The organism is Labrys sp. Lb11 (assembly GCF_057554225.1).
This window is the reverse complement of record NZ_BAAJOT010000011.1, coordinates 37,555-57,712: the sequence shown is the minus strand read 5'-3', so window position 1 is coordinate 57,712 and position 20,158 is coordinate 37,555. Positions and strand designations below refer to the sequence as shown.

The window sequence follows — 20,158 nt, the reverse complement described above, 5'->3', positions numbered from 1 at the left end:
AAAAGAGAGGTGGATTCTACCGATATCGTGCCATCTCACGCAATAATGAGGCATGATTGCCCAAAGGGGTCGGCATATCCTGGTCGAGAAGCGCCGGCCCGGCGCAATGCATCGACAGGTCCTGCCGTGAACGAAGACCTCCGCGTCGCCATCATCGTCAATCCCGCGCTTCCGCTCGGCCTCCTCGCCAACACCATCGGCGCTGTCGCGATCGGGCTCGGCGCCCGGCTGCCGCTGCTGGCCGGCAGCCAGCTCGCCGACCGCAAGGGAAGGACGATCGACATCGGCTCGAACCGGCCGGTGCCACTGCTCCAGGCCGCGGACGAGGCCATCCGCGCGCTGCTGGTCAAGGCCCTCGCCCAGCCCGGCGAGCGGGCGGTGGTGCCGTTCCCCGCCTTCGCCCGCAGCCTGCACGCCTTCGCCGACTACGAGGCGGCGCTCCTCGGGCGCGACCTGCAGGCGGAGGCGATTGACGGCCTCGGCCTGGCCGGCCCGGCAAAATGGGTGAAGTCGCTGACGGGATCCCTCAGGCTGCTGCGCTGACGCGGCGAGCCGGGGTTGTGGATGCGGCGTCCGGCTGCTGGCATGCCCCGGTCCCGGCGGCTATAGCGGCTGCCGATGAGCCCGCATCGCGTCCGGGCGCAAGCGGAGCAAGGCGATGGCCGGGGGCAAGCCCGTCACGATCTACGGCATCAAGAACTGCGACACGATGAAGAAGGCGCGCAGCTGGCTCGACGGCCGCGGCATGGCCTACACCTTCCATGACTACAAGGCCGAGGGCATCGACCGCGCCCGGCTTGAGGGCTGGGCTCGTGCCGTCGGCTGGGAGGTGCTGCTCAACCGCGCCGGCACCACCTTCCGCAACCTGCCGGAGGCGGACAAGGCCGGATTGGACGAGGCCAAGGCGATCACGCTGATGCTGGGCCAGCCCTCGATGATCAAGCGCCCGGTGCTCGATGTCGGAGGCAAGCTGCTCATCGGCTTCAAGCCGGACAGCTACGAGAAGGCGCTGGGATAGGGGCGGAGGCGGGCATCCGCCGTGCCTCAGGCCTTCGCCGCCATCCATTCAGCCGCGGCGTCGAGGATCGCCGTCAGCACATCGGCGTCCTTGCGGCCGGTCCGCGCCGGGACGTGGAACGAATGGTCGGCGTCCTCGAACAGGACGAGGCTGGTGCGGCTGCCGAGACCCTCGACGACGGGGCGGAGCAGGGCAAGCTCGGCCAGGGCATCGTGGGTGCCCTGCAGGAACAGCATCGGCAGCGCAATGTCGGCGAGATGGACGGCGCGCTCGCCCGAAGGCTTGCCGGCCGGATGCAGCGGGAAGGCGAAGAAGACGAGGCCGCGCACCCCCGGCAGCGGCGCGAGGGCCTGAGCCTGCGAGGTCATGCGTCCACCGAACGAACGGCCGCCGGCAAAGAGCGGCAGGCCCGGCGCGCGACGGGCCGCCTCGGCGACGGCGGCCCGCACCGCCGCGTGGGCCACGGCCGGCGGATCGGGCCGCCCGCTGCCCTTCTCCATGTAGGGGAACTGGTAGCGCAGGGTGGCGACGCGCCGCTGCGCCAGCCCCTCGGCCAGCCCGGCCATCGACTTGTGGGTCATCCCGGCTCCGGCTCCGTGAGCGAGGACCAGGCCGGCGCGCGCGTCGGGCGGCGCCAGCCACAGGCCGGAAACACCTGGTGTTCCGTCGATGGCGATGGTCAGTGCTTGGGCGTCCGTCATCGCGCCAGCATAGCGGCGGGCGCGGCCGGCGCCAGTCCTCCGGGCAAGGGCTCCTCAGGCCGCGTCCATGCGGCGCAGCACCCGCGCCTCGATCGCCGACACCGCCAGGGTCAACGGGAAGGCGAACAGGAAATAGGTGGCGGCGACCACGGTCAGGACCTCGATCGGCTGGCCGGTGACGCTGGAGATGTTGCGGCCGACGAACATCAGGTCGGCCATGCCGACCGCCGAGACGATGGCGCTCTCCTTGAACACGGTGATGGTGTTCGACAGGAGGTTCGGCGCGGCGCGCAGCAGCGCCTGTGGCAGCACCACATAAACGATGGTGACGGTGCGGGTCAGGCCGAGGGCGACGCAGGCATCGCGCTGGTCGCGGTCGATGGTCTTGAAGGCGGCGCGGAAGGACTCGCTCGCCAGGGCGGCCATGTAGAGCGTGAGGGTCAGGAAGGCCGACAGGAAGGCGCCGACCTCTACACCGAGCAGCAGGGGCAGGCAGAAGAACATCCAGAATAGCTGGATCAGCACGGGCACGCCGCGCACCACCTCGACCAGGGCGCCGGCGCCGGCACGCAGCGGGCGCGAGCCCGAGGCTCGGGCGACGGCGAGGCCGAAGCCGAGCACCGCGCCGACGATCACGGCGAGGCAGGAGAGTTGCAGGGTGATCAGGAAACCGCGTGCCAGCGTCGGCAGATAGTCGAGGAGGGCGGCGAAGTTGAACTCGTAGATCATCGGCGCCCCGTCTACTCGCCCATGATGCGGGCATTGCGCCGCTGGTAGATGTCGACGATCCGGCCGAGAGGGAACGCGATGGCAAAATAAAGCAGCGCCACCGTGGTGAAGGTCTCGATCGGCCGGTAGGTCTGCACGGCGAGATATTTGGCCTCGTACATCAGGTCGCCGACCGAGACGAGGGCGACGAGAGCGCTCTGCTGGATCATGCCGATGCTGTTGGTGAGCAGGACGGGAATGGCCAGGCGCAGGGCTTGCGGGAAGACGACATAGCGATAATAGAGCGGCCGGCTCAGGCCCAGCGCCACCGCCGCGTCGGCATGGGCGCGCGGAATGGCCTGGATCGCGGCGCGATAGGCCTCCGCATTGTAGGCCGTCAGGTTCAGCGACAGCGCCATCACCCCCATGGTGAAGGGGTCCCAGAACACGTTGAGCAGGACCGGGACGCAGTAGAAGAACCAGACGATCTGGATCAGCGCCGGGGTGCAGCGGAACAGCTCGATATAGGCGCGGAACGGTGCCCGGACGAGGATGGAGGGGCTCAGCACCGCCACGGCGACGAGGAAGCCGGCGATGGTGGAGATGGCGATCACCAGGGCAGAGAGCTCCAGTGTGACGACGAGGCCGCGCAGCAGCGGCTCGGCGCCGTTGGCGATCAGGTGGAAGTTGAGGTCATAGCCCATGGCTGGGCTCCGGCGCCCGCACCGCTCCGCCATGGCGCATCTTGCGCAGGAACTCCCTGGTCCTTTCCGCCTGCGGGGCGGCGAAGATCCGCTCCGGCGGCCCAGCCTCGACGATGACGCCGCCGGCGCAGAACAGCACCTGGGTGGCGATGTTGCGGGCGAATTCCATATCGTGGGTGACGATCATCATCGGCATGCCGCCCTGCGCCAGCTCGGCGATCATGTTCTCCACCTCCGACACCAGCTCCGGGTCGAGGGCGGAGGTCACCTCGTCGAACAGCATCAGGCTCGGCTCCAGCATCAGCGCCCGGGCGATGGCGACGCGCTGCTTCTGGCCGCCGGAGAGCTGGGCGGGATGGGCGTCGAGCTTGCCGGCAAGGCCGAAGCGCTGCAGCAACCGCTCGGCCTGCTCGTTGGCGACGGCCGCCGGCACGCGGTGGACCCGGACCGGTGCCAGCACCAGGTTCTGGCGCACGGTGAGGTGCGGGAACAGGGTGTAGTGCTGGAACACCATGCCGACCCGGCGCTGCTGCGCTCGATCGATGACCGTGCGCCCCTTGCCGGAGACGGAGATGTAGGGCTTGCCGTCCAGCGTGATCGTGCCGGCGTCGATGTTCTCCAGGCCCATCATGCAGCGCAGCAGCGTGCTCTTGCCGCCGCCGCTCGGGCCGATGATGACGAGGCGGTCGGTCCGCGACAGCGTCAGGCCGACGCCGTCGAGGACCTTGATGGCCCCGGCGGCGTAGCTCTTGCGCAGGTCGGCGATCGCAACGAAGGCGTCGGCCATGGGCCGGTCTCCCGGAAGAAGGCGGACGGCGTGGCGGCCGCCTATTGCTGCTCGGTCTGGGCGAGGTAGTGCTGGGTGAGGCGGTCGACGGTGCCCTCGGCGAGCTTCTGCTCCAGGAAGATGTTGAGGGCCTCGATATCGTCGAGCGGGACGCTGCGGCGGAAGCCGTAGGCGATGCCCTGGCGGGCAAGGGCCGGAACCGGCATGGCGGCGATCGCCCAGCCCTTGTTGGCGTTGATGAACATCTGGTTGGTCACCGAATCGGCCACCGCCACGTCGGCGCGCCGGCTCTTCACCGCCAGGCGGACGTCGTCGATGTTGGGCAGGCGCAGCACCTTGCCCTGGGTGACGCGTCCGGTCAGCGCCTGGTCCTCGGCCGTGCCGGAGACCACGGCGAAGGTCACGTCGGGCTTGTCGAAGCTGGCGCCGAAGTCGGCCGGGGCGCCGAGCTTGGGATTGTCCTTGTTGTAGACCAGCGAGATCTCGAAGAAGCGGGCCGATTCGGTGAAGTGGATCACCATGGCGCGCTGCGGCTTGCGGTTGATCGCCATCGCGACGTCCCATTTGCCGCTGTTGAGGCCGGCGATCATGTTGTCCCAGTCGGTGTCGACGAACTCGACCTTGACGCCGCCGAGCTGCTCCTTGGCGAATTCGCGCAGGAGATCGACGAAGATGCCGCTGTACTCGCCGGTCTTGGGGTCTCGAATGACGTCCGGCGGCGCGAGGCCCGCACCGGCGCGGATGACGCCGTTCTTCTGGGCATTGGCCCAGAGGTTCTCCGCCTCGGCGGCGCCGGCAGGCTGTCCGGCGAAGCCCTGGAGCATGGCCGCCGCCGCCAATGCGAGCGCGAGCCGCTTCAATCCACCCATCATCTCAAGTTCCCTCTGTTGATCCGTCGACAGTGCGCGTCGGCCCTTGGGCGGCTTTGCGTGCGGCGACGGCGGCTCGGCGGCGATGGCGCCCTCCAGCCGCGGCGTTGCGATTTTCCGTGCAAAATCCGCTGTAGCCTTGTAAACGTTTTCTAACAGATCATTCCTTATCCGGGGTGTCAAGGCGGACAATGCGGCCGGTCGGTCCGGCTGGGTCAAGGCAGAGCGTGGGGGGCGAGATGAGCAGGGTCGGGTGCGGCGAGGGGCGGGAGTGACGGGATGGCCCGGTCAAAGTCTCCGCTTGAGAATGGCGGCGCCCTGGCGCGCGGCAATGCGACGGTGTTCGAGGTGGCCAAGCTTGCCGACGTCTCGATCGCCACGGTGTCGCGGGCGCTCAACAATCCCGATTCCGTGCGCGAGGAGCTGCGAGCGCGGGTGATCGCGGCAGCGCGGCAGCTCGGCTATGCCTCGAACCCGGCCGCCAAGGCGTTGCGGGCGCGCCGGTCGCGCATCATCGCCACCGTGGTGCCGACGCTCGACGACGAGGCGTTCTCCCGCATCGTCAACGGGTTGCAGTCCGTCCTGGTCGAGCGCGGCTATGTCGGTTTCCTCCACACTTCTGGATTCGACAATTCCAATCTTCACGCCGGCGTAAAGCAGTTGTTCGAGCGCGGTGCCGAGGCAATGGCGATCGTCGGTCGCGTCTACGACAAGAAGCTCCTCGCCTATCTGGCGGAGCGCAATATTCCCTCGGTGTCGATCTATTCGCGGTTGCAGAACGATCCTTTGCCCTCGATCGGCATCGATAACTACAAGGCCACGCGAAAGCTGGTCGACCTCCTGCTCGACCTCGGCCATCGCCGCATCGCCATGATCGCCGGCACGACCAGGGGCAACGACCGGCAGCAGGTGCGCATCAAGGCGTTCCACGAGCGCATGCGCGAGATGTCTCTGGATGCGGTGGTTCACTCGATCGAGCGCAACTACACGCTCAACGATGGGGCCGATGCCATCCGCGAGATCTGCGCAAGGCGGCCGGACATCACCGCGGTGCTGTGCGGCAGCCATATCATCGCCTTCGGCGTGCTGGCCGAATGCCGCCGGATCGGCATCGACGTGCCGGGACGGCTGTCGGTGACCGGGTTCGACGATTTCAGCTTCGCCCCGCTGCTCGATCCGCCGCTGACCACGCTGTCGGTGCCGGCCTCCGAGATCGGCCGCCGCGCCGCCGAGGCGCTGATCGCTGCGCTGGACGAGGGGCGCCCCATCCATTCCCTGGAATTCGAGACCAGGCTGATCGTGCGCGCCTCCACGGCGGCGCTGGGTGAGGGGAGGGGCGATTGACAGGCTCGAAAGAAAACGTTTACAAAAATTCATCGTACATTGGATGAACGTTGCGCCGGTCGCAGGCGCGGGTTCGTCCCCTGATGGAAGGGCGCCGCCATGCGGTTCCGTCGAATGGTCAACGTCGTCGGCGTCCACGCCGCGGGGGAACTGAACGAGGTCATCACCGGCGGCGTCCTCGACGTGCCGGGCGCGACCATGTTCGACAAGATGCTCCATCTCGAGCGCGAGGCCGACGATCTCAGGCAGTTCCTGCTGCGCGAGCCGCGCGGGAAGGTGACGCAATGCGTCAACCTGGTGCTGCCCTCTACCCATCCCGACGCCGATGTCGGCTTCGTCATCATGGAATCGGAATTCTATGTGCCGATGTCCGGCACCAACACCATCTGCACGGTGACGGCGCTGCTGGAAACCGGGATGATCCCGATGGTCGAGCCGGTGACCACGCTGAGGCTGGAAGCGCCGGCGGGCCTGGTGGAGGTCACCGCGGCCTGCCGCGACGGCAAATGCCAAAGCGTCACCTTCACCAATGTCCCGTCCTTCGTCTTCGGCCTCGACCGCAAGGTGGAGGTGCCGGGACTGGGCACCATCGATGTCGACGTCGCCTATGGCGGCATGATCTACGCCATCGTCGATGCGGCGGCGCTCGGCTTTGCCATCGAGCCGTCGGAAGCGGCCGACATGGTCGAGGTCGGCGAACGCATCAAGGCCGCGGCGGCCGAGCAGGTGCCGGCGGTGCATCCGGTGGATCCACGCATCCACACCATCAACCAGACAGAATTCGCCGGTCCGCTACGCGACGGGCCCGGCGGCAAGAGCGCCCGCAACGGCGTGATCGTCTCGCCCGGCCGGCTCGACCGCTCGCCCTGCGGCACCGGTACCAGCGCCCGGCTGGCGGTGATGCATGCGCGGGGCCAGATCCGCCCCGGCGAAAGGTTCGTGCACGAATCGATCATCGGAACCGAGTTCATCGGCGAGATCCTGGAGACGCTCGTGGTTGGCGGCGTCCCGGCCGTGCGGCCGGCCATCACCGGCAGCGCCTGGATCACCGCCTTCCACCAATATGTCCTGGACCCGACGGACCCATTCCCGACCGGCTACACCCTGTCGGATACGTGGCGGGCTCCGTCGGGGCGCTGAAACCAGCCGCGCCATCCGGCGCCGATGCAGCGGACGGGGCGGCGCTGGGCCGGACCCGCCGAGACGATGCGAGCACAGCCATGTCCACACCGAGCGACGAGGCGCCGCGGGTCGGCGCCGCCCTGGTCCTGAGGCCGGAGGAGGGGCACAACTATTGGCAGCCGGTCCCGGCCAACGGCCATATCAGCGTGCGGATCGCGCCGGACATGGTCGCGGTCGAGACGCCGTTCAGCCTGGGCACGCAGACCTTGCCCCCGGGCGGCTATGTCCGCGAGCATTCCCATCCCCATCACGACGAAGTGCTGCATTTCATCTCGGGCGCGGGCATGGCGCTGATCGACGGCGAGGAGCACCCGATCGAGCCGGGAGTCACGATCTTCGTCGGACGCAATCGCCGCCACAAGTTCGTCAACACCAGCGCCGCCCATGAGTTGCACTGGCTCTGGTTCATCCAGCCCAACGGCCTGGAGACCTTCTTCCGCGAGATCGGCCGGCCGAAGCGGGCGGGAGAGCCGGCGCCCGAGCCGTTCGCGCGCCCGGCGGACGTGCTCGAGATCGAGCGGCGCACCGCCTTCGCCCCGGCGCGCGCCGGCGACAACGAAGTCTGACGCACGGCCATGCCGACGATCCAGGCCGATGACGGCAGCTTGCTGCACTATGACGTGGAGGGAGAGGGCGAGCCGCTGCTGCTGATCCCCGGCCTCGGCGGGGATGCCCGGTTCTGGGCGCCGGCGCGGCGGGAACTCGCCGGTTTCCGCACCATTGGCATCGACCACCGCGGCGCCGGCCGCAGCGCCCGCCCGCCGGGCCGCTACGGCATCGGGCAGATCGCCGCGGATGCGCTGCGGGTTCTCGATGGGCTCGGCCTGGCCTCGGCGCATGTGCTCGGCCACTCCACCGGCGGAATCGTGGCGCAGGCGATCGCTCTCGACGCGCCGCAGCGCCTGCGCCGCCTGGTGCTCAGCGGTACCTGGGATCGGCCGGACGCCCGTTTCCGCATGCTGTTCGAAGCGCGCCTCGCCGTGCTCCTCCAGGCTGGGCCCGAGACCTATCAGCGCCTCACCCACGTGCTCGGATTCCCGGCGGAGTGGATCGAGGCGCATCAGGACGAGATGGAGAGGGCGGTGGCTGCCGCGGCCGTCACGCTGGCGCCGATCCCGGTCACCGCCGCCCGCATCAGCATGCTGCTGGAGGCGGACCGGTCGCCGGAGCTGGGCGGCATTGCCTGCCCGACCCTGGTGATCGGCGCGCCGGACGACGCCATGATCCCATTTCATCATTCCGAGCGCCTGGCCGCGGCCATCCCCGGTGCGCGTCTGGCCGCGATCCCCGGTGGCCATTTCTACCCCCGAATCCATCCCGAGCGCTTCGCCGGCCTCGTCCGCGACTTCCTCGAGGCCAGGCCGTGACGGCCGCAGCGGCCCGCATCGCCGTGATCGGCCACGGTGCCATGGCGCGCAACCTGATCGCCGCTCTGGCCGCGCGGCCGTCCGGCCCGGCCATCGGCGCCGTGCTCAGCCGTCATCCGGCGGCAGAGCCGCTCCGCTCCTTCGCCACGGTGGACGAACTGATCGCCTGGCGGCCCGCCCTTGTCGTCGAGTGTGCTGGCCATCGCGCCGTGCGGGAGATCGTGCCGACGCTGCTGGCGGCCGGCATCGACGTGATCCTGGCATCGATCGGCGCCCTTGGCGAAGCCGGACTGCTGAACCGGATCGCCGACGCCGCAGCGGCCGGCACAGCACGTCTCGACCTCGTGTCGGGGGCGGTCGGCGGCCTCGACGTCCTGCGGGCTGCACGGCTCGCGGGCCTCGACACAGTCGCCTATCTCGGTCGCAAGCCGCCGGCCGCCTGGGCCGGGACCCCAGCCGAGGCGGCGGTCGACCTCGGCGCACTGCGCGAGCCGGCCGTGGTCTTTTCCGGCGACGCGCGGCAGGCGGCGGCGGAGTTTCCGAAGAACGCCAACGTCACCGCGGCGGTCGCGCTCGCCGGCATCGGCTTCGAGCGCACCCAGGTGACGTTGGTGGCCGACCCCGCCGCCGCGGGCAACAGCCATGAGGTGCGCGCGGCCGGCGCCTTCGGACGCTTCCACATCGTGATCGAGAACCGGCCGCTGCCGGACAATCCGCGCACGTCCTGGCTCGCCGCCCTCAGCGTCGAGCAGGCGGTGCTGCGCCATTTCCAACCCCTGACACCATGAGGCTTTCCGTGCGTCTGCAGAACAAGGTCGCGATCATCACAGGCGCCGGCGCCGGTATCGGGGCGGCGACCGCGAGGCTCTTCGCGCAGGAAGGCGCCAGCATCGTCGTCGCCGACCTCGACCGGGAGGCGGCCGCGGCGGTCGCGGCCGGAATCGGCGCGGCGGCGGTTGCAGCCGCCGCCGACGTGCGCCGGGCCGCCGATGCGCAGGCGCTGGTCGGCACGGCGCTCGAGCGGTTCGGCGGCCTGGACATCCTGGTCAACAATGCCGGCCGCGGCATGATGGGCACGGTCGAGACCATGGCCGAGGAGGACTGGGACGACATCGTCGCGGTCAATCTGAAGAGCGTCTATCTGTGCTCGCGCTTTGCCGTGCCGGCCATGCGGGCCCGCGGCGGCGGCAGCATCGTCAACACCGCCTCCAACATCGCCACGGTCGGCATCCGCGACCGCGCGGCCTATGTCGCCGCCAAGGGAGGCGTCGCCGCGCTGACCCGTGCCATGGCGCTTGACCATGCCGCCGACCGCATCCGGGTGAACTCCGTCGCCCCGGGAGTGATCTGGTCGAAATATTACGAGAAGATGCTGGAGAGCGTTCCCGACCCGGTGGCGTTCAAGGCCGCGCTCGAGGCCCGGGCGCCGATGGCCCGCATGGGCACGCCGGAGGAGATCGCCAGCGCCATCCTGTGGCTGGCGTCGGGCGAGTCGAGCTTTGCCACCGGAGCGATGTTCACCGTCGACGGCGGCATGACCGCCTGGTGAGCACGGCGGCGCCGGCCGACCGGCGCCCCTATGGCCGATCCTTGCAATCGGAAAAATTTGTCCCTATTGATTTTCCGCAGAGGAAACTTCAGGCAAGAATTCTTGCTTCCATGAAAGAAGCGCCGGTGAGGGAGCGTCTCGATCCGACGGATCAGCGGCTGGTCAAGCTGCTGTCCGAGGACGCGCAGATCGGCGTCAACAAGCTGGCCGAAAAGATGGCCGTGTCGATGCCGACGGTGCGCTCGCGCCTGCGCAGCCTGATCGACCGCAAGCTTGTGAGGATCGCCGGCCTTATCGATCTTTCCGCCCGCCCCGAGCTGATCTCGGCCATCGTCGGCATCAACACCCAGGGCCGCGGGCGTATCCGCGAGATCGCCCAGCGCATTGCCGATCTGCCCTTCGTCACCTCCGCTTCCGTCGTCACCGGCCGCTTCGACATCATCGCCGAAGTGGTCGTGGCCGACGACATCGGCGACCTCTTCCGCGTGACCAGCGAGCTGATCCCCAAGGTCGGCGACGTCGGCGAGATCACGCGCAGCGAGACCTTCGTCGTCATGGCCTCCTGCAACAAATGGGTAAACCTGCCCAAGGGATGCTGGTCCTGGACGGCCGATGCGCATCAGAACCCGGCGGGATCGTGATGGCGTGCGTCCCGGTTGCGGTCCCAATCTCGTGGTCGAACGCGAATCTTCGGGCGGCGGTCGCGGCAGGGCCGCGGACACCGTCCCAAGCAGAGCCCGAAACAGGGCGATCGAAGAGGAGGAATGCCGAATGGGAATCGCCAAATGGCTCATCGCAGGGCTCGCCCTGCTGCATATGGGTGCTGCCGCCGAGGTGAAGGCCGGAACGCTCGACGAGATCGCCAAGCGCGGCGAGCTGCGCGTCGCGGTCCAGACCCAGGGGCCGCCCTTCTCGATGGTCGACAAGAACGGCGAGCGCACCGGCAGCTCGGTCGAGCTCGCCGAGCTGATGGCCAAGGAAATGGGGGTGAAGATCAAGTTCCTGGACTTCGACTGGGACGGCCTGATCCCGGCCCTGCTCTCGGGCAAGGCCGACCTCCTGGTCGCCGACATGACGCCGACGCTGGCGCGCGGCATGAAGGTCGCCTTCACCAAGCCGTTCATGTACACGGGCAGCGTCGTCTTCACCAAGGCCGGCGGCAAGTTCGCCTCGACCGAGGACTGCAAGGCGCCCGGCACCCGCATCGCCGTGCTGCTCGGCGCCACCGGCGAGAAGGAGGCCAAGGCGGCCTTCCCGCAGGCCGACATCAAGAGCTACAAGGGCGGGGGACCGCTGCTGCTCGACGCGGTCAGCAACGGCCAGGCCGATTGCGGCGTCAACGACGTCTCCGCGGTCACCGGCCAGTCGGCGGCCTATCCCGCCGGCACCTTCACCATCATGCCGCAGATGCTCTCCAAGGAGCCGCTCGCCTTCTCGACGCGATATGACTCGCTCGACCTGCTGACCTGGATGAACCTGTTCCTCGACCAGGTGTCCCTCGACGGCCGGCTGCAGAAGAACCTGGACTACTGGGTCAATTCGGACGCGTGGAAGAAGGATCACTGAGGCCGGCGCGGCCGCCGGCCGGTTCGCGTTGCCCATCCCCGCCTGATCGCGGGGGCCCGGCCTCGATGGCGTCGAGACCAGGCCCTCCGGTCGCCGCCGGTGCGGCCCCGGGCTCGAATCCGGGCGGGTTCCGGTCGAGGGCGGGGCGGGAGACGGCGGGTTTCCGGCGGCGTCTCGACGCCCGAGGGCCGCAAGGAATGTTCGAGGCCACCCGCTGGACGGGAAGGGCACGCCAGCGCGGGGAGGGCGCCGCACCATGCTCGAAACCTTCAATTTTCGCGCCATCATCGAGACCCTGCCCGAGTTCGGCTATGGCTTGCTGGCGACGATCTGGCTGTCGGGGCTCTCGTGCGCCGGGGCGCTGCTCGTCGGGATCGTCGCCTGCGGCATGAGGCTGCAAGCCGCCCGGGCGCTGCGTGCGCCCGCCACGGCCTTCATCGACGCGGTTCGCGCCACGCCGCTTCTGGTGCAGCTCTACTTCCTCTATTTCGGCTTGCCGCGGCTCGGCATCATCCTGCCGGAGCGGCTGGTCGGCATCCTGGCCCTGTCGCTGAACAGCGGCGCCTATGTCGCCGAGATCATCCGGGCCGGCATCCTGTCGATTCCGCGCGGGCAGGTGGAGGCGGCGATTTCCTCGGGCATGACCTATCGCCAGCGCATGCGCCTCATCATCCTGCCGCAGGCGTTCCGGGTGACGATCCCGCCGCTGCTCGGTCAGGCGATCGTGCTGGTCAAGGATTCGGCGCTGCTCTCGCTCATCGCCGTGTTCGAGCTGACCCGCGCCGGCCAGACCCTGGCTTCCGACCGCTTCATGCCGGCGGAAGCCTTCCTGACCATCGCCGTCTGCTACCTCCTGCTCTATTACGGCCTCAAGGCCCTGGCGGCGCTGTCGATGCGCCGGGGCCGCGCGCAGCCCGCCCGCTAGAAAGAACAGCGCATGATCTGGCAGCAGCTGCAAAGCATCGTCTCCGGCTACCCGCTGGCGCTCAGGGGCCTGGGCATGACGGTGGCGATCTCCCTGATCGGCCTGTCGGTCGGCACCGTGTTCGGCTTCGCCCTGGGCATGCTGCGGGCCAGCGGCAGCCGCGCGCTGGACCTTGCAATCGGCGCCTGGGTCGACCTCACCCGCGGCACGCCGTTCCTGGTGCAGATCTTCCTGATCTTCTTCATCCTGCCCGAGTTCGGCATCGAGCTGGAAGCCTTCAGCGCCGGCGTCATCGCGCTGTCCAACCTGGCCGCCTGCTTCATCTGCGAGATCGTCGTCGGCGGCATCGGCGCCGTGCCGAGAGGGCAGGTGGAGGCCGCGCTGGCCTCCGGCCTGTCGCGCTGGCAGCAGATGCGGCTGGTGGTGCTGCCACAGGCGATGCGTGTCATCCTGCCGCCGCTGGTCAGCCAATATGTGCTGCTGATCAAGGATTCGTCGGTCGTGTCGGCGATCGGGCTGACCGATCTCACCCGCGTCGGCTGGCTGACGGTGCAGCGGGTACCGAACGGCCTCCTGGTCTTCGCCCTGGTGGGGGTGGGCTACTTCATCGTCTGCTTCCCGCTGATCGCCCTGGCCAAGCGGCTGGAGCGTCGGCTCGGCAGCGCCCATGCGGAGGTCAAGCTGTGACGGCGCCCGCACAACCGGCCGGCCCCGCCGGTTCATTCGCCGTCGGACGAGGTCCTACCGAGGGAGGCAGCAGATCGTGATCGAGTTTCGCGGCGTCAACAAATGGTTCGACACGCTCCATGTGCTCCGGGACGTGACGCTGGGCGTCAGCGAGCGCGAGGTCGTGGTGGTCTGCGGGCCGAGCGGTTCGGGCAAGAGCACGCTGATCCGCTGCATCAACGGCCTGGAGACGATCAAGAGCGGCGAACTCGTGGTCGACGGCCAGCGCCTCGGCGATCCGGCCACGGACATGACGCGGCTGCGCACCGAGGTCGGTTTCGTCTTCCAGCAGTTCAACCTCTATCCGCACAAGACCGCGCTGGAGAACGTGACGCTGGCGCCGATCCACGTGCGCAAGATGCCGCGAGCCGAGGCCGAGCGGGCCGGGCGCGAGCTCCTGGCCAAGGTCGGCCTCGCCGACAAGCTCGACGCCTATCCCGGCCAGCTCTCCGGCGGCCAGCAGCAGCGCGTCGCCATCGCCCGCAGCCTGTGCATGCGCCCGAAGATCATGCTGTTCGACGAGCCGACCTCGGCCCTCGATCCGGAGATGATCAGCGAGGTGCTCGACGTCATGGTCTCGGTCGCGCAAGAGGGCATGACCATGATGGTGGTGACCCATGAGATGGGCTTTGCCCGCAAGGTCGCCCACCGTATCGTGTTCATGGACCAGGGCAGCATCATCGAGACCGGGACGCCCGACACGTTCTTCTCAGCGCCGAAGACGGAAAGGGCTCGCACCTTTTTGAGCAAGATCCTGGGCCATTGAGTGCCGGGGCAGGCGAGGGCGCGGAATCCCGCTCCCGGAGGAAGAGGGGGCAATTCCGCCGCCGATCCCGAGTGCCTCAGGTCAGCGCCTTGGCGATGCCGTCGAGCAGCTCGTAGGAGCGCAGTCGCGCCTCGTGGTCGTGGATCGCCGAGGCGACCATCAGCTCGTCGGCGCCGGTCGTCTCGATGAAGCGCTCCAGTCCGCGCCGGACCGTGTCGGGCGAGCCGACGAAGGAGCAGGCCAGCATGTTGGAGGCCTGCACCTTCTCCGCCGGCGACCAATACGCCTCGATATCGTCGATCGGCGGCAGGAGCTGGCCGCGGGTGCCGCGGAACAGGTTGGTGAAGCTCTGCTGGATCGAGGTGAAGAGCCGCCGCGCCTCTGCGTCGGTGTCGGCGGCGACGACGTTGACGCCGACCATGACATGCGGCCGCTCCAGCTGCGCCGACGGCTCGAACTTGGTGCGGTAGAGCGGCAGCGCCTGCATCAGGGCGTCGGGCGCGAAATGCGAGGCGAAGGCGTAGGGCAGGCCGAGCATGGCGGCGAGATGGGCGCCGAACAGGCTCGAGCCCAGGATCCAGATCGGCACGTCGAGGCCGGCGCCGGGCACGGCCTGCACCACCTGTCCCGGCCCTGCCGGCGCGAAGAAGGCCTGCACCTCCAGCACGTCCTGTGGGAAATTGTCGGCCGCGGCCGGGTCGCGCCGCAGGGCGCGCAGGGTGCGCTGGTCGGTGCCGGGGGCGCGGCCGAGGCCGAGATCGATTCGGCCGGGATAGAGCGAGGCCAGGGTGCCGAACTGCTCGGCGATCACCAGCGGCGAATGGTTGGGCAGCATGATGCCGCCGGCGCCGACGCGAATGCGCTCGGTGCCGCCGGCGACATGGCCGATGACCACCGCCGTCGCCGCGCTGGCGATGCCGACCATGTTGTGATGCTCGGCCAGCCAGTAGCGCCGGTAGCTCCAGCGATCGGCGTGGCGGGCGAGATCGAGCGTGTTCTTCAGCGCGTCGGCCGGGGTCGAGCCGAGGGGCACCGGCGCGAGATCGAGAATCGAGAAAGCGGGCAAGGGACGGACCTTCAGGGGCTGCCGAACGTTCGTTCGGTTCGTCTATGGACATGATCATTCGACCGGGCTTGTACAAGGTGCCCGGCTGCCGGGCCGGCAGCATCCCGTTGCCGAAATTCATGTAAAAATCCAAAAATTACGAATATTGCATTGTTACAAAAGCATGTTTCAGATCATGGCTTTGCGTCGGCATATCGGAACTTCTCGTCGGGCCGGTCGCGGTCGTAGACGCATTCGCCGGCGACATAGGTGGCGCGGACGACCCGGTCGTCGCCGAGCGTCATCAGGGTGAAAAGGAGCTCCTCGACGCCGTCGCAGTAGGAGGTGCGGAAGTCGAGCAGCGGCGTCGCCTTCGGGTCGAGGATGCACAGGTCCGCGTCGTAGCCGGCTTCGAGCTTGCCCAGCCGGTCATCGAGGTGGAGCGCATGGGCGCTGCCGAGCGTGGCGAGATAGAAACCCTGCACCGCGTTCAGCGTGTTGCCGGTCAGTGCCGCGACCTTGTAGGCCTCGTTCAGGCTCTGCAACTGCGACAGGCTGGTGCCGCCGCCGACATCGGTGCCGAGCCCGACGCGCACCGGGCGCCGGCTGTCGACCGCGTCGAACAGGCGGAACAGCCCGCTGCCGAGGAAGAGGTTCGAGGTCGGGCAATGCGCGATCGCTGCCCCGGTCTGGTGACAGGTGCAGAAGTCCTGCTCGCCCACGTGCACGGCGTGGCCGAACACCGAGCGCCGTCCGACCAGCCCGGCCCGGGCGTAGACGTCGAGATAGCTCGACCGGTCCGGAAACAGCTCGCGCACCCAGGCGACCTCGCCGGGGTTCTCGCACAGATGGGTCTGCATGAAGAGGCCGTCACGGGCGCCCAGGAGAGCCCCGGCGACGTCGAGCTGGGCCTGGGTGCTGGTCGGCGCGAAGCGCGGCGTGACGCAGTAATGCTGGCGTCCCCGGCCGTGCCAGCGATCGATCAGCGCCATGCTCTCGTCATGGCTGCGTTGCGCCGTGTCGAGCAGGTCCGGCGGGGCATTGCGGTCCATCAGCACCTTGCCGGCGATCATCCGGGTGTCGAAGCGCTCGGACTCGGCGAAGAAGGCATCGACCGAATGGGGATGCACCGTGCAATAGACCACGGCCGTCGTCGTGCCGGCGCGCAGGAGCTCGCGCAGGAACAGCCGGGCTACCCGCTTCGCATGGGCGATGTCGGCGAACTGCCGCTCGGCGACGAAGGTGTATTTTTCCAGCCACTCCAAGAGCTGCGAGCCATAGGCGCCGATCATCTGCATCTGGGGATAGTGCACATGGGCGTCGATGAAGCCCGGCACGATCAGGCCGCCGGGATACTCGGTCGGCACCACGCCCTGCGGCAGGGTGCGACCGAGCTCGGCATAGGGCCCGACGGCGCGGATGACCCCGTCCTCGATCAGGACGAGGGCATCCTCGTGATGGACGAGGCAGGCCTCCGCCGGCCGCTCGAACGGGTTGCCGCGCAAGGATATGGCGGCGGCGCGCAACGCCTTGAGCCCTTTCGCCATGATACCTCCGAGCGCGTTGAAGGCCTTGACGGGGCCGATGCCCGAATGGACCACATCCGGGCGCACAGAGGCAACTCCATGGCGTTGCGGGCGCTCCGAGCCGGGCCTGACGCGTCTGTCCCGCCGGCCCGGGAGGCAAGCCCTCAGAACAGCCGATACTGCAGGGCATCGGCGCGCTTGCGCGGCTGCGTCGGCGGGCGGGCCAGCAGCTCCGCCGGGATGCGGCCGAGAAAGCGCGAGGGCGGCAGGACGCGGATCTGGCCGCGCCAGGAGCGCTGCGCGGCCCGGCTGAGGATCAGCCGGTCCCTGGCCCTCGTCATGGCGACATAGAGCAGGCGTCGCTCCTCCGCCTCGCCCTGCTCGTCCTGCCCGTCGTCGCCGCCGGCCGGCCCCCAGGAGAACGGCATCAGCCCGTCCTCCAGCCCGACGACGAAGACCACGGAGAATTCCAGGCCCTTGGCCGCATGCATGGTCAGCAGCGATACGCGGTCGGCCCGGGCGTCCCAGAAATCCGCCTCGGTGGAGAGCGCCGCCTGCTCGCGCAGGCGTGCCGCCTCGCCGCCGACCGTCTCCGCGCCGGCCAGCGCCGTCAGCCAGCGGCGGGCCTCGGCCAGCGCGGCAGCCTCGCCGCCGTCGCGCTGCAGGGCGTGGCTTGCGGCTGCGATACGCTCGGCGAGGGTCTCGCCGTCCTGCTGTTCGAGGCCGGCCAGCAGGGCCTGCACGGCGGCCTGTCCGGCGATCGGGGCGGGCGAGCTCTTCTTGAACGGGATGCCGGCACGGTCGAACGCCTCGCGCAGGACCGCTGCCTGGGCATCGGTGCGGTAGAGCACGGCGAAGTCGGCAAAGCCCAGCGCCCGCTCCGTCCGGACCTCCTTGCCGGTGCGGCCCTTGCCGGCCGACAGCAGGTCGTGTCCGCCGAGCAGGCGCTCGATCTCGGCGGCGACGAACTCGGCTTCGTCGCGCTCGGCCGGCGCGGCATGGAGAAGGACGGGCCCATGCATCGGCCGCATGACGCCGGCTGCGGCCGTCGCCGCGTCGGCGCCGATGACGGCGGCCGAAGCGGTGACGACGGTGCCGGTCGAACGGTAGTTGCGGTCAAGCCGGACGGTGCGAGCCGCCGGAAAATCCCGCTCGAAACGAGCAAAGCAGGTCGCGTCCGCGCCGCGAAAGCCGTAGATGGCCTGGTTCGGGTCGCCGATGATGCAGATATTGCCGTCCGGCGGGGCAAGCCGGCGGATGAAGCGGTATTGCTGCTCGTCCACGTCCTGGAATTCGTCGACGCAAATCTGCGCGAATCGGCGGCGCCATTGCGCCGTCAGGCCCTCGTCCGCCGCCATCATCGCGACGGGCAGGGCGACGAGGTCGTCGAAATCGACCCAGTTCCGCGCCGGGCCGATGCGGCGGCAGGCGGCGAGCGCCTGCGCCGCCTCCGCGTCGGCCGGCGTGCCGGTGCGCTTGGCCAGCGACACGGCCTTCAGGAGCCGATCGGCCCTGGCCACGGTGAGCTGGAGCTCGACGGCGAGCGCCGCCGCCCATTCCGCCCGCTCGGCGATGCGGAAGTCCGCTGCGAGCCCCGCCGCCTCGGCATGGGCGCGCAGGATCACAAGGCCGAGCGAATGGAAGCTGTGCACGGCGCATTCGCCCGAGCCGGCCGGCAGCAGGGCGGCGAGGCGCGCCCGCATCTCCTCCGCGGCGCGGCGCGTGAAGGTGATGGCGAGGCAGGCCGGCGCGGGCACGCCGCATTCCAGCACCAGATGCGCCAGGCGATGCGTCAGCATGCGCGTCTTGCCGGAGCCGGGGCCGGCCACCACGACCAGCGGACCCTCGACCGTTGCGGCGGCGCTGGCCTGGTCCGCGTCGAGGTCCGCAAGCACGCCGCCGCGGCCGGATGGCGCCGGCTCGGCGCCGCGCGGGGCGGGCAGGGGATCGGCCTCGGCCGGCGCGGCGGGGCGCGACGCCTCGGGCCGGGAGCGGCGGCGCACCGGGGCGTCGAACAGGAGGTCGCCGCGGCTGTAGCGGCTGAGTTCGCCCTCCTCGAACAGGCGGATGACGCCATATTCGCCGTCATAGCCGGCCTGGCGGATCACCGCGCCGCTGCGCAGGCGCTCGACCGCTTCGGCGAGCAGGCTGTCGGTGCGGGCGATGTCCTCCACCGGCACCTCGGCCAGCATCGACAGCTCCGGCCCCAGCGCCGCGGTGGCGCGGTCATAGGCGCGCGTCACGCCGTTGGAGCCGACGCCGCTGCCGAGGATCTCGGAGAGGATTTCGGGCAGGGGCACCAGGCTGGTGATTTCGCCGGCCGTCGGCGGCGGCCGGACCTCGGCCTCGCTGCGGTCGGCCAGCATCGCCACCCGGTGCGCGACGCCGACGGTGACGCGGTTGCCGCAGACCGGGCACAGGCCGCCGCGCGCCATGGTCTCGGCCGGGTCGAGCCGGACGCCGCAGGCGCGGTGGCCGTCCATATGGTACTTGCCCTCCTCGGGAAAGAACTCGACCGTGCCCTCATAGCCGTCGCCGGTCTCGAGGGCGCGGCGGATGGCGAAATAGTCCGGCTCGCAGGAAAAGCGCGTCGCCTCCCGGCCGAGCTTGCCCGGCGAATGGGCGTCGGAATTGGAGGTGAGGCGGTAGCGGTCGAGGAAGGAGACGCGCCAGTTCATCTCCGGATCGGAGGAGAGGCCTGTCTCCACCGCGAAGATGTGGCCGGCGAGGTCGCCATAGCAGGCCTCGATCGAATCGAAGCCGGATTGGGAGCCGAGCGCCGCGAACCAGGGCGTCCAGATATGGGCGGGAACGAGGTAGGACGCCGGACCGGACTCGAGCGCGACCTCCAGGAGGTCGCGCGAATCGAGGCCGAGGATCGGCCGCCCGTCCGAGGCGATGTTGCCGATACGGCCCAGGCTCGCCGCCAGCCGGTCCGCCGCCGCGAGATCGGGCGCATAGATCAGGTGATGGATTTTCCGGGTGCGGTCGCCCTTCTTGTAGATGGTCGAGATCTCGGTCGACAGCATGAAGCGCACCGGCATGCGGCACGAGGGCGGCAGGGTCTTCCACAGCGCTTCCTCGATCTCCGGCTTCAGCCGGAACAGGCCCTCGCCGGTCGGCACCAGCTTGTCCTTGATCTCGGCCAGCCAGGCCGGATGCACGCAGTCCCCGGTGCCGACCACGCCGATGCCCTTGCGCGCCGCCCACCACGCCAGATGCTCCAGGTCGAGGTCCCGGCTGGTGGCGCGGGAATATTTGGAGTGGACATGCAGGTCGGCGTGGAAGGCCATGGCGGGTTCGTTCGAGGATCGGGCGGGGCGGGGAGAGGCGAGCTGTAGCATGCCGGTTGCGGCGATGCGCGCGGGATCGGCC

At 69.3% G+C, this 20,158-nt stretch carries 21 protein-coding genes; 13 read left to right on the top strand and 8 right to left on the bottom strand.

Features of this window, described 5'->3' with window-relative positions; genetic code table 11:
- Positions 1–126: 126 nt before the first annotated feature.
- Together AC27L4_RS31900 and AC27L4_RS31895 are read left to right on the top strand one after the other, a co-directional pair.
- Positions 127–543 carry a DUF2000 domain-containing protein gene (locus tag AC27L4_RS31900; RefSeq protein WP_487146727.1) on the top strand — a complete coding sequence of 139 codons (417 nt, stop codon included), beginning with the start codon at positions 127–129 and terminating at the stop codon, positions 541–543.
- Between the two features lie 115 nt (positions 544–658).
- Positions 659–1,018, top strand: coding sequence for an ArsC family reductase (locus tag AC27L4_RS31895; RefSeq protein WP_487146726.1), 360 nt, complete (start codon positions 659–661; stop codon positions 1,016–1,018).
- A gap of 26 nt (positions 1,019–1,044) precedes the next feature.
- On the opposite strand, the gene AC27L4_RS31890 is transcribed toward AC27L4_RS31895, so the two are convergent.
- From AC27L4_RS31890 to AC27L4_RS31870, 5 genes are read right to left on the bottom strand one after another with little or no spacing between them, the layout of a single operon-like run.
- Positions 1,045–1,719, bottom strand: a complete 675-nt coding sequence (locus AC27L4_RS31890) for an alpha/beta hydrolase family protein (protein WP_487146725.1) — start codon at positions 1,717–1,719, stop codon at positions 1,045–1,047.
- Positions 1,720–1,773: 54 nt separating this feature from the next.
- The gene (locus AC27L4_RS31885) at positions 1,774–2,448 is read right to left on the bottom strand and encodes an amino acid ABC transporter permease (protein WP_487146723.1); all 675 of its coding nucleotides are present in this window, start codon (positions 2,446–2,448) and stop codon (positions 1,774–1,776) included.
- Between the two features lie 11 nt (positions 2,449–2,459).
- On the bottom strand, positions 2,460–3,131 hold the full coding sequence (locus AC27L4_RS31880; RefSeq protein WP_487146721.1) for an amino acid ABC transporter permease: 672 nt from the start codon (positions 3,129–3,131) through the stop codon (positions 2,460–2,462).
- Positions 3,121–3,918, bottom strand: coding sequence for an amino acid ABC transporter ATP-binding protein (locus AC27L4_RS31875; protein ID WP_487146720.1), 798 nt, complete (start codon positions 3,916–3,918; stop codon positions 3,121–3,123). Before AC27L4_RS31875 ends, AC27L4_RS31880 begins: the two co-directional genes overlap by 11 nt.
- A gap of 41 nt (positions 3,919–3,959) precedes the next feature.
- Positions 3,960–4,787 (bottom strand): substrate-binding periplasmic protein, encoded by an 828-nt coding sequence (locus AC27L4_RS31870; RefSeq protein ID WP_487146717.1) that lies wholly within the window; start codon positions 4,785–4,787, stop codon positions 3,960–3,962.
- Positions 4,788–5,066: 279 nt separating this feature from the next.
- Between AC27L4_RS31870 and AC27L4_RS31865 the strand changes: the two genes are divergently transcribed.
- The 11 genes from AC27L4_RS31865 to AC27L4_RS31815 all read left to right on the top strand — a co-directional run bounded on the left by AC27L4_RS31865 (position 5,067) and on the right by AC27L4_RS31815 (position 14,212).
- Complete coding sequence (locus AC27L4_RS31865; protein WP_487146716.1) at positions 5,067–6,131, top strand: LacI family DNA-binding transcriptional regulator; 1,065 nt, start codon at positions 5,067–5,069, stop codon at positions 6,129–6,131.
- Between the two features lie 99 nt (positions 6,132–6,230).
- Entirely contained in the window at positions 6,231–7,271 is a 1,041-nt protein-coding gene (locus AC27L4_RS31860; protein ID WP_487146715.1) for a proline racemase family protein, read from the top strand.
- Between the two features lie 80 nt (positions 7,272–7,351).
- Positions 7,352–7,879, top strand: a complete 528-nt coding sequence (locus AC27L4_RS31855; protein ID WP_487146714.1) for a cupin domain-containing protein — start codon at positions 7,352–7,354, stop codon at positions 7,877–7,879.
- Positions 7,880–7,888: 9 nt separating this feature from the next.
- Positions 7,889–8,680 carry an alpha/beta fold hydrolase gene (locus tag AC27L4_RS31850; protein ID WP_487146713.1) on the top strand — a complete coding sequence of 264 codons (792 nt, stop codon included), beginning with the start codon at positions 7,889–7,891 and terminating at the stop codon, positions 8,678–8,680.
- Positions 8,677–9,468 carry an aspartate dehydrogenase gene (locus AC27L4_RS31845; RefSeq protein WP_487146712.1) on the top strand — a complete coding sequence of 264 codons (792 nt, stop codon included), beginning with the start codon at positions 8,677–8,679 and terminating at the stop codon, positions 9,466–9,468. The genes AC27L4_RS31850 and AC27L4_RS31845 overlap by 4 nt, the downstream gene beginning before the upstream one ends.
- 8 nt (positions 9,469–9,476) lie before the next feature.
- Positions 9,477–10,229: an SDR family oxidoreductase gene (locus AC27L4_RS31840; RefSeq protein ID WP_487146711.1), complete on the top strand. Its 753-nt coding sequence runs from the start codon at positions 9,477–9,479 to the stop codon at positions 10,227–10,229.
- A gap of 125 nt (positions 10,230–10,354) precedes the next feature.
- Positions 10,355–10,870, top strand: a complete 516-nt coding sequence (locus tag AC27L4_RS31835; protein WP_487146710.1) for an Lrp/AsnC family transcriptional regulator — start codon at positions 10,355–10,357, stop codon at positions 10,868–10,870.
- Positions 10,871–11,000: 130 nt separating this feature from the next.
- Positions 11,001–11,795: an ABC transporter substrate-binding protein gene (locus AC27L4_RS31830; RefSeq protein WP_487146709.1), complete on the top strand. Its 795-nt coding sequence runs from the start codon at positions 11,001–11,003 to the stop codon at positions 11,793–11,795.
- Between the two features lie 256 nt (positions 11,796–12,051).
- Positions 12,052–12,720 carry an amino acid ABC transporter permease gene (locus tag AC27L4_RS31825; RefSeq protein WP_487146708.1) on the top strand — a complete coding sequence of 223 codons (669 nt, stop codon included), beginning with the start codon at positions 12,052–12,054 and terminating at the stop codon, positions 12,718–12,720.
- A 12-nt stretch (positions 12,721–12,732) separates the two neighbouring features.
- A complete protein-coding gene (locus AC27L4_RS31820) occupies positions 12,733–13,407 on the top strand; it encodes an amino acid ABC transporter permease (protein WP_487146707.1) in 675 nt (224 codons plus the stop codon).
- Positions 13,408–13,483: 76 nt separating this feature from the next.
- Complete coding sequence (locus tag AC27L4_RS31815) at positions 13,484–14,212, top strand: amino acid ABC transporter ATP-binding protein (protein WP_487146706.1); 729 nt, start codon at positions 13,484–13,486, stop codon at positions 14,210–14,212.
- Between the two features lie 76 nt (positions 14,213–14,288).
- On the opposite strand, the gene AC27L4_RS31810 is transcribed toward AC27L4_RS31815, so the two are convergent.
- The 3 genes from AC27L4_RS31810 to AC27L4_RS31800 form a co-directional block, all read right to left on the bottom strand.
- Positions 14,289–15,278, bottom strand: coding sequence for an LLM class flavin-dependent oxidoreductase (locus AC27L4_RS31810; RefSeq protein WP_487146705.1), 990 nt, complete (start codon positions 15,276–15,278; stop codon positions 14,289–14,291).
- Positions 15,279–15,451: 173 nt separating this feature from the next.
- A complete protein-coding gene (guaD, locus tag AC27L4_RS31805; RefSeq protein WP_487146704.1) occupies positions 15,452–16,804 on the bottom strand; it encodes a guanine deaminase in 1,353 nt (450 codons plus the stop codon).
- 143 nt (positions 16,805–16,947) lie between these two features.
- Complete coding sequence (locus AC27L4_RS31800) at positions 16,948–20,076, bottom strand: UvrD-helicase domain-containing protein (protein WP_487146702.1); 3,129 nt, start codon at positions 20,074–20,076, stop codon at positions 16,948–16,950.
- Positions 20,077–20,158 lie beyond the last annotated feature (82 nt).

What these genes read in the sequence shown, in the direction of transcription:
- AC27L4_RS31895 (WP_487146726.1), top strand. Translation starts at nt 659, where the DNA reads ATGGCCGGGGGCAAGCCCGTCACGATCTACGGCATCAAGAACTGCGAC.
- AC27L4_RS31890 (WP_487146725.1), bottom strand. Translation starts at nt 1,719, where the DNA reads ATGACGGACGCCCAAGCACTGACCATCGCCATCGACGGAACACCAGGT.
- AC27L4_RS31885 (WP_487146723.1), bottom strand. Translation starts at nt 2,448, where the DNA reads ATGATCTACGAGTTCAACTTCGCCGCCCTCCTCGACTATCTGCCGACG.
- AC27L4_RS31880 (WP_487146721.1), bottom strand. Translation starts at nt 3,131, where the DNA reads ATGGGCTATGACCTCAACTTCCACCTGATCGCCAACGGCGCCGAGCCG.
- AC27L4_RS31875 (WP_487146720.1), bottom strand. Translation starts at nt 3,918, where the DNA reads ATGGCCGACGCCTTCGTTGCGATCGCCGACCTGCGCAAGAGCTACGCC.
- AC27L4_RS31870 (WP_487146717.1), bottom strand. Translation starts at nt 4,787, where the DNA reads ATGGGTGGATTGAAGCGGCTCGCGCTCGCATTGGCGGCGGCGGCCATG.
- AC27L4_RS31865 (WP_487146716.1), top strand. Translation starts at nt 5,067, where the DNA reads ATGGCCCGGTCAAAGTCTCCGCTTGAGAATGGCGGCGCCCTGGCGCGC.
- AC27L4_RS31860 (WP_487146715.1), top strand. Translation starts at nt 6,231, where the DNA reads ATGCGGTTCCGTCGAATGGTCAACGTCGTCGGCGTCCACGCCGCGGGG.
- AC27L4_RS31855 (WP_487146714.1), top strand. Translation starts at nt 7,352, where the DNA reads ATGTCCACACCGAGCGACGAGGCGCCGCGGGTCGGCGCCGCCCTGGTC.
- AC27L4_RS31850 (WP_487146713.1), top strand. Translation starts at nt 7,889, where the DNA reads ATGCCGACGATCCAGGCCGATGACGGCAGCTTGCTGCACTATGACGTG.
- AC27L4_RS31830 (WP_487146709.1), top strand. Translation starts at nt 11,001, where the DNA reads ATGGGAATCGCCAAATGGCTCATCGCAGGGCTCGCCCTGCTGCATATG.
- AC27L4_RS31825 (WP_487146708.1), top strand. Translation starts at nt 12,052, where the DNA reads ATGCTCGAAACCTTCAATTTTCGCGCCATCATCGAGACCCTGCCCGAG.
- AC27L4_RS31820 (WP_487146707.1), top strand. Translation starts at nt 12,733, where the DNA reads ATGATCTGGCAGCAGCTGCAAAGCATCGTCTCCGGCTACCCGCTGGCG.
- guaD (WP_487146704.1), bottom strand. Translation starts at nt 16,804, where the DNA reads ATGGCGAAAGGGCTCAAGGCGTTGCGCGCCGCCGCCATATCCTTGCGC.
- AC27L4_RS31800 (WP_487146702.1), bottom strand. Translation starts at nt 20,076, where the DNA reads ATGGCCTTCCACGCCGACCTGCATGTCCACTCCAAATATTCCCGCGCC.